Annotated in this window: 8 protein-coding genes; 6 read left to right on the forward strand and 2 right to left on the reverse strand. The window is 63.2% G+C overall.

Features of this window, described 5'->3' with window-relative positions:
- Positions 1 to 48: 48 nt before the first annotated feature.
- Both GM910_RS25735 and GM910_RS25740 read right to left on the reverse strand, forming a co-directional pair.
- Positions 49 to 837 (reverse strand): class I SAM-dependent methyltransferase, encoded by a 789-nt coding sequence (locus tag GM910_RS25735; RefSeq protein WP_159593556.1) that lies wholly within the window; start codon positions 835 to 837, stop codon positions 49 to 51.
- A gap of 363 nt (positions 838 to 1,200) precedes the next feature.
- Complete coding sequence (locus GM910_RS25740; protein ID WP_159593558.1) at positions 1,201 to 2,097, reverse strand: AraC family transcriptional regulator; 897 nt, start codon at positions 2,095 to 2,097, stop codon at positions 1,201 to 1,203.
- Between the two features lie 96 nt (positions 2,098 to 2,193).
- Between GM910_RS25740 and GM910_RS25745 the strand changes: the two genes are divergently transcribed.
- From GM910_RS25745 to GM910_RS25770, 6 genes are all read left to right on the forward strand, one after another.
- The gene (locus tag GM910_RS25745; protein WP_159593560.1) at positions 2,194 to 2,943 is read left to right on the forward strand and encodes an SDR family oxidoreductase; all 750 of its coding nucleotides are present in this window, start codon (positions 2,194 to 2,196) and stop codon (positions 2,941 to 2,943) included.
- A 108-nt stretch (positions 2,944 to 3,051) separates the two neighbouring features.
- Positions 3,052 to 3,870, forward strand: a complete 819-nt coding sequence (locus GM910_RS25750) for an LssY C-terminal domain-containing protein (protein WP_159593562.1) — start codon at positions 3,052 to 3,054, stop codon at positions 3,868 to 3,870.
- Between the two features lie 758 nt (positions 3,871 to 4,628).
- Positions 4,629 to 4,808, forward strand: coding sequence for a DUF1488 family protein (locus tag GM910_RS25755; RefSeq protein ID WP_159593564.1), 180 nt, complete (start codon positions 4,629 to 4,631; stop codon positions 4,806 to 4,808).
- 49 nt (positions 4,809 to 4,857) lie between these two features.
- On the forward strand, positions 4,858 to 5,070 hold the full coding sequence (locus tag GM910_RS25760) for a hypothetical protein (RefSeq protein WP_343033014.1): 213 nt from the start codon (positions 4,858 to 4,860) through the stop codon (positions 5,068 to 5,070).
- Positions 5,071 to 5,097: 27 nt separating this feature from the next.
- Entirely contained in the window at positions 5,098 to 5,403 is a 306-nt protein-coding gene (locus tag GM910_RS25765) for a hypothetical protein (protein ID WP_159593568.1), read from the forward strand.
- A 122-nt stretch (positions 5,404 to 5,525) separates the two neighbouring features.
- A complete protein-coding gene (locus GM910_RS25770) occupies positions 5,526 to 14,027 on the forward strand; it encodes a GH36-type glycosyl hydrolase domain-containing protein (protein ID WP_159593570.1) in 8,502 nt (2,833 codons plus the stop codon).
- Positions 14,028 to 14,179: the final 152 nt, after the last annotated feature.

Consider the following 14,179-nt stretch of genomic DNA (forward strand, 5'->3'; position numbering starts at 1 on the left):
ATCGGCACCACCATCTGCACAGGCAATGGCCGGAAAGCCGATCATGCATTAAGACTGAAACTGGACCACCTCATAGGGGCAGGCCACGAGCACACCGTTCCCTTTCTCAAAGGCATTGGCAATCGCCTCCCGGAACTCGATGAGCTGTGCCTCGCTGGCCTCATCACCGGGCGGGTAAGATGTGAGCGCCAAGAACACATCTTCCGGATCGGTAATCCGAAGACGTGCGGGGTGCTGCGCAAACATCACATTGCCAATCTGCGAACGCATCAGTTGATCGGCGGTGTCGTATCCGAAGGCTACCCCGGCTGGATCGACTGGGGCACTGCCGAATACCGTCGTAAGCGCATACAGGTTGCGCAGGTTGCCGACGCCGTTGGTCGTAACCGCCAGAAAACCTCCCGGCTTCAGCACACGATACATTTCGGCGATTCCAACGGCCGGATCAGGCAGATGGTAAAGCATGTGCATCCCAATGACGATGTCGAAGGAGCCATCGTCAAACGGAAGTGCCGCGGCATCGGCTTGCCGGCCCCGAACCGAGCCGAAGGGCAGTGACTGACAACGCTTCATAGCCTCGTCGGCCATGCCTGGCGACAGATCGGCGAGCGTTAGGTCAAGTCCTTCCAGCAAGAGGCGCGTCGTCGCGGCCCAGAACCAGCCGGGACCACAACCGATATCGAGGACGCGATCGCCAGACTTGAGAGGCAACTGTTGCGCTACCCAAGCAAACCAGCCGATCTCGGCGACCGTATATTCCTTATGGAGACGCGCCCGCGCAGCGAGCTTGCCACTGTCACCGTACTGCTTGGCATTGTCCTCGGATATGGATGACATCCTGCCTCCCTATCGCATCCATGATGACCAATAAACCTTTGCCCAGATCCAGATGGCGGCACCACCGTCCAACTTGGAATATCATCTGTAGTGGTGGAAAGCTGTCGCTAATCAGACTGACCGAATGCGTTAAGCTCATCGAGCGAATTCAGCTGAGTCACGACTTTACCCTTCGCCTCTTGCTCATCGTACAATGTTCGCAGGGTCGGCATCCAGTCACGATCCACTTGCCAAATGATGTCAAAGAGCCTGTCCGCAACGGGATCGTGAACGGAACGGCTGCTTTCTGATGAGCCCGCACCAAAAGCCGACCGCCAACTCCCGGCCCAAACTGGCACAGCTATAAACACCTATTTCGCAGCTTCATGCACCGCGGGCGTACTGCGCTGGCGGCGCTCCCATGCGCCGCGAGAACGCCGAGCTGAAGGCGCTCGTCGAGCCATATCCGATCTTCGCCGCAATCTCCGCGATGCTGTGCTGCCGCGACCTAAGCATGTGCTTGGCCAGCGTCATCCTCCAGCTTTGCAGGTACTCCATCGGCGCCATGCCCACCACCCGGTTGAACCGCGTGAAGAAGGCCGAGCGGGACAGCCCCGCCTCGCGCGCCAGTTCGGCGACGCTCCATGCGCGGTCCGGCGCCGCGTGGATGGCGCGCAGCGGGCCGGTCAACCGGTCGTCCGCCAGGCCGCGCAGTAGGCCTGGCGTCGCACCTGTCTCTGTCGAAGACCGCAGAGCTTCGATAAGCAGCACCTGCAGCAGATGTTCCAGAATCACGTCGCGGGCCGGGCGATCCGCCAACGCTTCGTCCCGCACCAGCTGCGCCAGATCGCCAAGACGCTGTTCGCCCCGCACCACGGCCATATCGGGAAGCAGCGGCACCAGAAGCTCCGCATCCGGAGCGCCGAAGCTGCAATACCCGATGAGCTGCTGCACCTCGACAGGGGCATCCTCCGGCCCGATCCGCACTGTTTTATCCGGACGGATCAAAGGGCGGCTTTCCAGCCCGGGTGGCGGCGCGGGATCGATGCTCGACATGGAAAAGCCCTGCACCGCCGGCACCAGCACGAAATCGCCCTGACAAAGGTCCATCGGCGGCTTGCCGTCCACCTCGAGACGCGCCCGACCGGCAATGAGCAGGCAGTAGTAGACCTGTCCCACCTCGGTTCGCCGCACGCGCCAGGCGCCGGAAGCCTCCGCCAGCTTCGAAAAGGGCGCCTGCGGGCGCAAAAGGGCGATCACCTCGGAGAGCGGATCTGACATTTCGGACTTTCGATAAACAATCGCAGACATACGATTATAGAAAATCCGCGCTGTAAGGTCGATATGCCGAGGCATCCAAGAAAAGGAGACACGATCATGAATACCGTGATGATCACCGGATGTTCCTCCGGCTTCGGGCTGGAGACCGCGCGCCACTTCATCGACCGGGGCTGGTCGGTCGTCGCCACGATGCGCAGCCCGCGCGAGGACCTCTTGCCCGCTTCCGACCGGCTGCGCATCCTGCAACTCGATGTGACCGAGCGCGATGCGATCGGCCGCGCGGTCGAGGCGGCCGGTCCGATCGACGCCCTCGTGAACAATGCGGGCATCGGCTGGATGGGTCCGCTGGAGGGCACGCCGGAAGAGACGATCCGCGAAATCTTCGAGACCAACACTTTCGGCACGTTCGAGATGACCCGCGCCGTGCTGCCGCAGTTCCGGGCGCGCGGAGCGGGGACCATCGTCAACGTTTCCTCCAGCACGACGCTGAAGGCGCTGCCGCTGCTACCGATCTACACGGCCAGCAAGGCTGCGGTGAATGCCTTCACCGAATGTCTCGCGCTGGAGCTCGAGCCCTTCGGCATTCGCACGCGGCTGGTCCTGCCCGGACGGGCCCCGGGGACCCGTTTCGGGGCCAACGCACGCGGCAAGATGGCAGAGGCGGGCGGTGTTCCCGAAGCTTATCGGCCCTTTGCCGATCACGTGTTTGCCACTCTCGCGGCAGCGGCAAACGTAGAAGTCACCGAGCCGGAGGACGTCGTTGCAGCCATTTGGCGGGCAGTGACCGAACCGGACTGCCCCTTGCGCCAGGCCGCAGGCGCCGATGCGATGGCCCTTGCCGCATGACGGCAGGAATGCTGCACGCTTCTGTCCGACGCCAGTGACAGAAAGGCGGCGGGGCCGATGTGCCCCGCTGGCTACCACTGGCGAGGCTTTGGCGCTTATGATGCGCTCATGACTCTCCTCGCCCGATGGATACAACGCGTCCTCATCTTCCTGATCGCCTCAGCGACGCTGTGGTTCATCGTCACCCAGATCTTCGAACGGATCGACCAGCGGGTTCCTGTCTTCGCTGCATTGCTGCTTACCTACGTCCTCGCGGCCTATGTGGTCCTGCCGCTCATCATCCATGCGAGCGTGGCGGTTCTCCGCCGCAACCGTATCCCGAGAGTCACACGCGCAGCGGACGGCCTTCCCGCAGATCCCGTCAATGTCGTCCTGATCGGCTCGCAGGAGCAGCTCCGCTCGGCATTTGCGGCTGTAGGCTGGTACGTTGCGGATAGACTGACACTTCGCTCTGCCGCGAGAATGGCGGTCAGCTTCGTTCTCGATCGTTCCTATCCCACCGCCCCGTTCAGCGCGCTCTACCTGTTCGGCCGCAGGCAGGACATCGGCTTCCAGGAAGATGTCGGCGACAGCCCGAGGAAGAGGCATCACATCCGCTTCTGGGCGGCAAACATCGACCCCGAATTCGGAGTCGGCGATCTTGCATACTGGACGCGGAGACTGCGCATCGATCCGTCGCAATCGCATATCTGGGTCGGCGCTGGCACGACCGATACCGGTTTCGGCCTGCAATCCATGACATGGCAGATTTCGCATAGGGTGGACCGCGATGCGGATTCCGAGCGCGAGCATATCGTGGCCGCGCTTCGTAGCTCCGGCTCCATCACGGAGGAACGCTATATCGAAGCAGGCGAGCCGGTGGGAACCCACTTCACAACCGATGGCCGCATCTTCCACGCCCGGCTCGTTCCTCGCGAGTCGCGATAAGAACAGCCCAGTTGCTTCCTAAGTACGACCTGTGCGTACATGGCGTGATGGGCCCCAGCTGGCTCCGGCTAGCGGGCTGCAAGGTGGTTAGCTGACAGCACCATTTGCTTGGCAGCAAATGGACCGTAGGCCACCATCCATTCGATAACCTCAACGGGAACTTCCGGTCGATTCAGGGTGATCGTCATCCGGCCATCAATGTCCGAGAAAATCCCCCGCCCACCAAGTGACCGTCTTGGTCGTCAGCTGAACGGCCGCTAATTGGTAACTTCATCCCGATAGCGGACGGGGCAGTATTCGGCCCCGTTGCAGAAGTTCGCAAAGCTCTGGACCGCACGTTCTTTTGCGGCCGCACTCCTGTTATTCGACTGCCAAAGAGACTACATAAGGACGTGGCCTCCTACACTCGGCAAGTACACTCCCTGAGATCCGGCGTCTCAAAGCGACAGCGCTCGCGCAAAGGGCGACCGTGTCGGCTGCAACATGCCCCGCGCCGAAGCGACGATTGGATTGGCAGCTCCGCCGTTGTGCTCACTCTCCATGCCGCAGGAGCCTGACGTCGTTACGATTCCGTACGATCAGGGGCGCGTTATCGCGCGGCAGCCGGGCCCGGCAACCACACCAAGGCGGATCAAGACGTTCTCCAGATCAGCGTCTGGGAGAACGAGGGTGGCGCCCGTCGTCCACCCATCAAATGCGGAGAGTTGTAGGGCCACGAACCGAGAATTCTCCGTCCTTTCCCAATGAGGTATTCGATCATGACACTTACTTTCCCCAATAGAAGCCGCAGCTACGACGAAGCTGAGCAGCGCGTTCGCTTCATCGGCCATGATGACATGTTCGGTGCAGCGCGCGCCATGATCCACGATGTCGTGCGCGAAATTTACGGGAGCGCCCGCGGGACTGTATATGTGTTGACGGCAGCGGACATCCAATAAGCCGGTGCTCCGGCCCGCCCCGATGGAGGTCACGTTCAGGCAGCCCTTCATGCTGAGCGCCTTTGACGCTCGACAGCCTGCGGGAACCTATCGTCTGGTAGTCGACGAGGAGGAGATATTCGGTCTTTCCTTTCTCGCCTACCGGCGCACGGCTACGATGCTGCACATTTCGGCGATTTCCGTCCAAAACGACCGGCATCAGGTCGTCGAAGTCGACCCGGAGGAACTGGCAACAGCTTTGGACGCAGATGTGCTCGTCTAGCAAAATCTCTTAAAAAGGAAATCGCTCATGCAGTATCTTGGCGGAACTCGCGGGACTGGTGTCTTGAAATGCAAGGATGAAACACCCGCCCGCGCAGATTACGATTTTGACGGATTCCTGAGGAAACCCGGTGAGGTGACCGGCAGCGGCGAAATCCGCATGCCTCCGGACGCTCTACGACAGGTATTCGGTCGCGAGGATATCCATCTTCTGACCGATGACGGGAGGTTCCTCAGCCTCCGCTTTTCTGAAAAGCAACTGCCGCCAGCCAACGACTCTGCCCATATGGATGTCGCCGGCGACCTGCCGCTGCAATCCGAGTGGCGGCACTGAATGCCCTATAATCGGCGGCGCGGGATCATCGATCCGCGTGCCGTCCGATCCTGGCCCTGCGTGAAGGGTCCTCAAGAAATGCGCCGATTCTGACGCAGTCGCATCGGCTGGAAAGGCACTCATTGAACTCGATCCATCGCCTCCTCGGGCTTCGCTCTTCGACACTGCCCTGGAATGACGGGGCGCCGGTGAGGGAAGAGCTTTTCAGCGTGGAGCGGCTCGAGCAGCATGCGGAAAGCCTCGCTGCCGCGCAGCCGGTAACCGACAGGCCGCCGGCCGTTCTGTCCCTGCACACGAGGCTCAACGACAACGCCGCTGTTTTGCTCGCCGCCTATCGGGCGAGTGCAACGGAGCTGGAGAGCGGCAGAGGCATTGTTCCCGCCGCGGAATGGCTGCTGGACAATTATCACCTGGTCGAGGAGCAGATCCGCGAGATCAGGGATGACCTGCCTCCCGGCTATTATCGCCAATTGCCGAAACTGAGCGAAGGACCGCTTGCGGGCTATCCGAGGGTTCTCGGGCTTGCCTGGGCCTTTGTCGCGCATACGGACAGCCTCTTCGAGCGGGAGAAGCTGCGGCGGTTTCTCGTCGCCTATCAGCGGGTCCATCCCCTGACGATCGGGGAGCTGTGGGCGGTAGCGATCACACTGCGAATTGTCCTCATCGAGAACCTGCGCCGGCTGGCCGATCAGATGACCGCAGGGCGCGCGGCGCGCGCGGATGCGGCGGCACTGGCCGAGCGGCTTCTCATATCCGACTGCGGCAGGACTGCGCTTGAAACGGATATCACCTCCCGCTCACCGGGACCGTTGTCCGAGGACTTCGCCGCGCAATTGGCCAAGCAATTGAGGAACCAGGACCCAACAACGACGCCCGCGCTCGGATGGCTGGAGGAGCGTCTCGCGCTGCAGGGCGCATCTGTCGACACCGTAGTGCAGCACGCCCAGCAGAGACAGGGCGCCTCCAACGTCACCGTGCGCAACATCGTCACCAGCATGCGGCTGATTTCCGATATCGACTGGGCCGAGCTGTTCGAGAGCGTGAGCTTGGTCGACGAGCGGCTGCAGGCGAGAAGCGCCTTTGCCAGCATGGATTTCCCGACGCGAGACCTTTACAGGAACGCGATAGAGCAATTGGCCCGTGGCTCCTCATTCTCTGAACTCGCGATTGTGGACCACGCGCTCGATGCTGCATGCCAAGCGGCGGTTGTAGCCGACGATGCAGCCGGCGCGGAGCGCGCCGGCGAGCCGGGCTACCACCTGATCGCTCAAGGCCGCGCGGCACTTGAGCGGGCGATCCGGTTCCGGCCACCCCCACGGCTGCGGATCAGCCGCTTCAACACGCGCCTCGGCATTGGCGGCTATATCGGATCGATCCTGCTTGTCACGGCAATGTTGCTGGCTGTCGCGCTATGGGCGCTTTCGCGCTCCGGCCTCGATATCGGCTGGCTCGTGCTGTTCGCTTTGATCTCATTTTTCCCCGCGAGCGAGGTCGCGGCCGCCCTCGTCAACCGTGCGATGACCTGGAGTTTCGGCGCGACCATTTTGCCCGGTCTCGCGCTAAAGCAAGGCGTCCCGGAATCCATGCGGACGCTCGTTGCGGTGCCGACGCTCCTTACCAGTGAAGCCGACCTTCTGGAGCAGGTGGAACGACTTGAGGTTCATCACCTTTCCGGCGTCGGCGGCGACCTCGTCTTCGCGCTTCTCACGGATGGGGTCGATGCGGATCAGGAGTTCACGGAGGAGGATGCTCGGCTGCTCGATAGTGCCGTCGAGGCGATCGCCCGATTGAACCGGCGTCACGAATCCGCTCCTGGCGGAAGCCGCTTCCTCCTCTTGCATCGGCGCCGCGTCTTCAACGCGGGCGAAGGCAAATGGATGGGGTGGGAACGCAAGCGCGGAAAACTGCACGAACTCAACCGGCTTCTGCGCGGCGCCAACGACACCACCTTCATGCCCATAGGCGGGAGGCCGCCGCAGGTGCCAGCCGATGTGCGCTACGTCATCACGTTGGACGCCGACACGCGGCTGCCGCGCGATGCCGCGCACCGTCTGATCGGCAAGATGGCGCATCCGCTCAACCGGCCGCGCTTCAGCGATGCCGAGCAACGTGTCGTCGACGGCTACGGCATTCTCCAGCCGCGCGTCACGCCCTCGCTTCCGGTCGGCCGGGAGGGATCCTTCTATCAGCGCGTTTTCTCTGCCCCTGGTGGCATCGATCCCTACGCGTCTGCCGCGTCGGACGTGTATCAGGATCTCTTCGGCGAAGGCACCTATACCGGCAAGGGCATCTACGATGTCGACGCCTTCGAGGCGTCGCTGGCTGGCCGCGTGCCGGAGAACACCATGCTCAGCCACGATCTCTTCGAAGGCGTGTTCGCCCGCGCTGGTCTCGCTTCCGATGTCGAGGTGATCGAGGAATTCCCATCCCGATACGACGTCGCCGCCAAACGCCAGCATCGCTGGACGCGTGGCGACTGGCAGCTTCTTCCCTGGGTGACGGGGCTACGCAGCGGACACCTTGCGATTCCCTCCGTCGGGCGTGGAAAGATGCTGGACAATCTGAGGCGGTCGCTGTTGGCGCCGTTCACGCTCCTGGCTCTGGGGCTCACATGGCTGATGCCGCTTCCGGCCGCGGTGACGGGAACTTCGCTTCTTCTTGCCGCCGTCGCGATCCCGGCATTCCTGCCGATCTTCTTCACCCTCGTACCGCACCGGGCCGGCATTCGCTTGCGCAATCACTTCGCAACGCTTGCCGCAGACCTGCGCCTTGCAGCCGTTCAGAGCATCCTTTCCATCGTTTTCCTGCCCGACCAAGCGTGGCGAATGGGCGATGCCATCGTCAGAACTCTGGCGCGAATCTTCGGATCCCACCGCCATCTGCTGGAATGGACCACGGCCGCGCAATCCAAGGGAAGCCCGCGCCTGAACTTCGCCGGTTTCTATCGCCGCATGGCCCCCGGCACGCTGTTTGGGCTTGTCTTGGCTGTGGGCGCCGTTACCCTATCGCATTCATCCTTGCCGCTCGTCCTGCCCTTTGCCTTGTTGTGGCTGACCGCGCCGGCGCTCGCCTTATGGGCGAGCCGGTCGCCGAAGGCCGGACCGCGCCTTGCGGTTTCCGATCCGGATGCGACCGAACTGCGCCTCATCGCGCGTCGCACCTGGCGCTTCTTCGAGACCTTCGTGACGCCCGAAGACAACATGCTGCCCCCGGACAATTTCCAGGAGGATCCGAAGCCCGTCGTTGCGTACAGGACGTCGCCCACGAATGTCGGGCTCTATCTCATCTCCACGGTTGCCGCCCGCGACTTCGGCTGGGCCGGTACGATCGAGACGGTGGAGCGGCTGGAAGCCACGCTGGGAACCATGCGAAAGCTCGCACGGCACAATGGCCACTTCTTCAACTGGTATGCGACGCAGGACCTGCGTGTCCTCGAACCCGCCTACATCTCGTCGGTCGACAGCGGAAACCTCGCCGGACATCTGATCGTGCTCGCCAACGCATGCGAGGCGTGGGTGAACGATGGCATTGCGTCAAGTGCCCGGCTCGGCATGACGGACAGTATCCGCCTTGCACGTCAAGCGCTCGATGTCCTGTCCGGGAACCATCGCGAAGCCCAACTCTCTCTGATGATTGATGACATCGAAGCCCTGTTGAACGGTTCGCAGACGCTCGACGCGTTGTCTCCCGTACTGACGCGCCTGGCTGACAAAGCTGCCGCCACAGCGCGCGATATAGTTCCGACGGATATCGACGACAGCGCCCCGGATCTCGTCTTCTGGATCGAGTCCTTCAAGAAGACCGTGGCCGAACACGCGCGTGACCGGTCCACAGACCCCGTTCTCAAAGACCGATTGCAAGCGCTTGCGGCGGATGCGCGCGAGATGGCGCTGGCGATGGACTTCGCCTTCCTTCTCGATCCGGAACGCAAACTGTTGTCGATCGGCTATTCCCTCCACGACGATAGCCTCGACCCTAGCTGTTACGATCTGCTCGCTTCGGAAGCCCGGCTTGCAAGCCTCTTCGCCATTGCCAAGGGTGATGTCGAGACACGGCACTGGTTCCGCCTGGGACGCGCCGCCACACCTCTGGGGAACGGGTCGGCGCTGATCTCCTGGTCCGGCTCCATGTTCGAGTATCTGATGCCCTCGCTCGTCATGCGCGCTCCCGCCGGCAGCCTGCTTGAGCAGACAAACCGTCTCGTGGTGGAGCGCCAACAGGCTTACGCTTGGTCGCTCGGTACTCCCTGGGGGATCTCCGAGTCCGCCTACAATGCGCGCGACATGGAGCTGACCTATCAGTACTCCAATTTCGGGGTTCCGGGTCTCGGCCTGAAGCGCGGTCTTTCAGAGAATGCGGTGATCGCGCCCTACGCGACGGGGCTTGCGACGATGGTCGATCCCCAAGGCGCGCGAGAAAACTACGGCCGCCTCGCGCAAATGGGCGCCAGCGGCCGCTATGGATTCTTCGAAGCGCTGGATTTCACCCGCTCCCGGCTTCCCGAGAGGGAGAATGTCGCCATCGTACGCACGTCCATGGCTCACCATCAGGGCATGACCATCGTTGCCATCGCCAACACGCTGCACGATGGTGAGATGCGCGCCCGTTTTCATCGCGAGCCGATGATCCAGGCCTGCGAGCTCCTGTTGCAGGAACGCATGCCCCGCAATGTTGCGACCGGCCATCCGAAGGCCGAAGAGGTAAAGGTTTCCCCGGCTACGGCGGATACGGAAATCCCCACCTCGCGCCGCGTTACCGCCACCATTGCGGGCCCTCCTGTCACCCAGTTACTGTCGAACGGCCGCTATGCGGTGATGCTCACCGCCGCGGGGGCGGGTTACAGCCGTTGGCGCGACATTGCTGTCACGCGCTGGCGCGAGGATGCCACCCGCGACGATTGGGGCTCTTTCGTCTTCCTGCGAGATGTCCAAAACGGCGAGGTCTGGTCCGCCGGCGCCCAGCCCCTCGGCATCAAGGGGGAGAATCGCGAAGTCATCTTCGATGAGGATCGCGCTCAGTTCATCCGCCGCGATGGCAACCTGACGACCACGATGGACGTTCTGGTCTCCGGCGAAGACGATTGCGAGGTTCGGCGCCTGTCCTTGAGCAACGGCGGGCGGCGGCCGCGCGAGATCGAGGTCACGTCCTACGCCGAGATCGTCCTGGCGCCGCCTGCCGCCGACACGGCGCATCCGGCATTCTCCAAGATGTTCGTGCAGACTGAACATCTTGCCGAATACGGCGCGCTCATCGCAACGCGGCGCCTGCGCTCGCACGCCGAACCGCAGGTCTGGGCTGCCCATCTCGCCGTCGTCGAAGGCGAGATCGTCTCCGATCCGCAGTACGAGACCGATCGGGCCCGTTTCGTCGGGCGCGGCCGCTCGATAGGCACCGCGGCCGCCATCGCGGAAGGAGGCTCGCTCTCGAATACCGTTGGGACGGTACTCGACCCCATTTTCTCGCTGCGCCAGCGCGTGAGGATCGCGCCCGGAAAGGTCGCGCGTATCACCTACTGGACCGTCGTCGCATCGTCGCGCGCCGAGCTCATGGACATGATCGACAAACACCACGATCGCAGCGCGTTCGAACGCGCCAGGACGCTGGCGTGGACCCAGGGGCAGGTCCAGCTTCGCCATCTTGATGTCGATGCCGGAGAGGCCGCGGACTTTCAGCGCCTGGCGGCGCCCATCCTCTACGCCGACCCGCGCTACAGGGCGCCGTCCGACAAGATTGTCCGCGGTGCCGGCTCGCAATCCGGCCTGTGGCATCTCGCCATTTCCGGCGACCTGCCGATCGTCCTGATGGGCATAGACGATCCCGAAGACATGGCCCAGGTCCGCCAGTTGCTGCGCGCTCACGAATATTGGCGCATGAAAAGCCTCGCCGTCGACCTGGTGATCGTCAACGAACGCGCATCCTCCTATACGCAGGACCTGCAAATCGCCATTGAGACCGCCGTGCGCAGCAGCCAGTCGCGGCCGCGCTTTGGCGCGGAGTTGGCGCAAGGCTCCGTCTTTACGCTTCGCGCGGATTTGATGAGTGCCGAGGCACGCGACCGGCTCCGTTCCATTGCTCGTGTCGCATCTTCGGCACATCTTGGATCGATAGCCGAGCAACTGGACCGCTTGCCAAATCCATCCGTCGATCGCCCCTCGGCCTCCCCCTTGCAAAGGCCTGTGCGGCAGCTCTCCGAGCCTTCTGCGCCGCACGCGCCGTCGCTCGAATTCTTCAATGGACTCGGCGGCTTCGACAAGGACGGACGGGAATATGTGACGATCCTCGACCGCGGCGCCGTCACGCCCGCGCCATGGATCAATGTGATCGCCAATCCCGGTTTCGGCTTCCAAGTTTCGGCGGAGGGAAGCGGCTACACCTGGGCGGAAAACAGCCGCGAGAACCAGCTCACGCCATGGTCGAACGATCCCGTGGTCGATCCGAGCGGCGAGATGATCTACATCCGCGACGAAGAGACCCTCGATCTGTGGAGCCCGACCGCGCAGCCGATCCGCGACAGCGGCACCTATGTCTCGCGCCACGGTTTCGGCTACAGCCGTTTCGAGCACGAGGCGAACGGCATAGGGCTCGATCTCCTGCAATACGTGCCTCTGTCCGACCCCATCAAGATATCGCGCCTGACCGTTCGCAACCTATCCGACCGGCCGCGCCGTCTGTCTGTCACGAGCTATGCGGAGCTAGTGCTCGGCACCTCGCGCAGCGGCACCGCACCATTCCTGGTGACGCAGATCGATGAGGCGACCGGCGCGATGCTGGCGCGCAATCCCTGGAGCATCAATTCCTCCGGCCGCGTCGCCTTTGCCGATCTTGGCGGGCGGCAGACCGCGTGGACGGCCGACCGGGCCGAATTCCTTGGCCGCTACGGCAATCCGTCGGCGCCTCTCGCGCTCACCGGCCACATGCCGCTGTCGGGGACCACCGGCGCCGGCCTCGACCCTTGCGCGGCCCTGCAACAGACCATCGAGATCGGCGCGGGAGAGACGGTGGAGATCGTCTCGTTTCTCGGGCAGTGTGGCTCGCAGGCAGAGGTGCGGGCGCTGCTTGCGCGTTATCGCGCGGCCGATCTCGATGCCGTTCTCCAGGAGGTGACGGACCACTGGGCCGGCCTTTTGCAGGCGGTCCAGGTCAAGACTCCGGACCGCACCATGGACATCATGCTCAATGGCTGGCTCCTGTACCAGACGCTCGCCTGCCGCATCTGGGCGCGCTCGGCCTTCTATCAGGCGAGCGGCGCCTATGGTTTTCGCGACCAGCTTCAGGACGGGATCGCCTTGACCCTCGCGAAGCCCGAGGAGACGCGAAGCCATCTCCTGCGTGCGGCCGGCCGGCAGTTCGTCGAGGGCGATGTCCAGCATTGGTGGCAGCCGCAGTCGGGGCACGGCGTCCGCACGCGGATTTCGGACGACCGCGTCTGGCTTGCATTCGCGGCGGCGACCTACGTGGATGCGACGGGTGATGCCGCAGTCCTGGACGAGAGCATCCCGTTCCTCGACGGGCGGGCACTCAGCCCCGGCGAGCACGACTCCTTCTTCCACCCGACCGTAGCGGCTGAATCCGCCTCGCTGTTCGAGCACTGCGCGCGCGGCCTCGACCAGTGCCTAGAACTCACCGGCGAGCTCGGCCTGCCTCTCATCGGCACGGGCGACTGGAATGACGGCATGAACCGTGTCGGCGAAGGCGGTAAGGGCGAGAGCGTCTGGCTCGCCTGGTTACTCATACGCACGATCGAGCTGTTCGCCCCCTTGGCGAAAAGCCGCGACGCAGGCCGCGCCGTGCTTTGGCGCGCTCACGCGGCCTCGGTGCGCAAGGGGATCGAGAAGCATGCATGGGACGGCGAATGGTATCGCCGCGCGACCTTCGACGACGGCACCTGGCTCGGCTCGAAGGACAGCGAGGAATGCCGGATCGATTCCATCGCCCAGTCCTGGGCCGTCCTGTCAGGTGCAGCCGACCCGGCGCGGGCCGCAACGGCGATGGCATCGCTGGAAAAGCATCTCATCCGCCGTGAAGACGGCATGGCACTATTGTTCACGCCGCCCTTCGACAAGACGCCGTACGACCCCGGCTACATCAAAGGCTATCCGCCTGGCCTGCGCGAGAATGGAGGCCAGTACAGCCATGCGGCCATGTGGGCGATTCTGGCCTTTGCGAAATCGGGTGCCGGCGACAAGGCGCACGACTTGTTTGCGCTGCTCAACCCGATCAACCACGCGCTCACGCCCGAGGAAATCGAGCGCTACAAGGTCGAACCCTATGTCGTTGCCGCGGACGTCTATTCCGTCGCGCCGCATGTCGGCCGAGGCGGATGGACCTGGTATACCGGCTCCGCCGCCTGGATGTATCGTTCCGGCATCGAGGGCATTCTGGGGATCCGGCGTGAAGGAGCGTTTCTCATTGTCGCCCCCTGTATCCCATCTACCTGGCCGGGATTTGAAGCCACCGTTCGGGTGGATAGAACGCACTACGACATCCGCGTAGACAATTCGAAGCAATCCGGTTTGGGTAGCTGGTCCGCTGTTATGGACAGCGAGGCTTTGCAATGTTTCGGGGCGTGTGTGCGTGTGCCGCTGGACGGACGCAAACACAGCCTGGCGCTCTGTTTCGAATGAGGCCGAGGCATGTTACCTCCTTGCCGCCTGCCGGATGGCAACGAGCCGGCTCCGCCGGGAGCACGCCCTAGACTAGTGCGCATCCATAAACCGCTGTTTTTGCGAGTGTTCAAGGTCGTTTGGCGGCTCAATCCATGGTGTTTTTGCGGCAC

This window comes from Chelativorans xinjiangensis, from assembly GCF_009812055.1.
Taxonomy (GTDB): domain Bacteria; phylum Pseudomonadota; class Alphaproteobacteria; order Rhizobiales; family Rhizobiaceae; genus Chelativorans; species Chelativorans xinjiangense.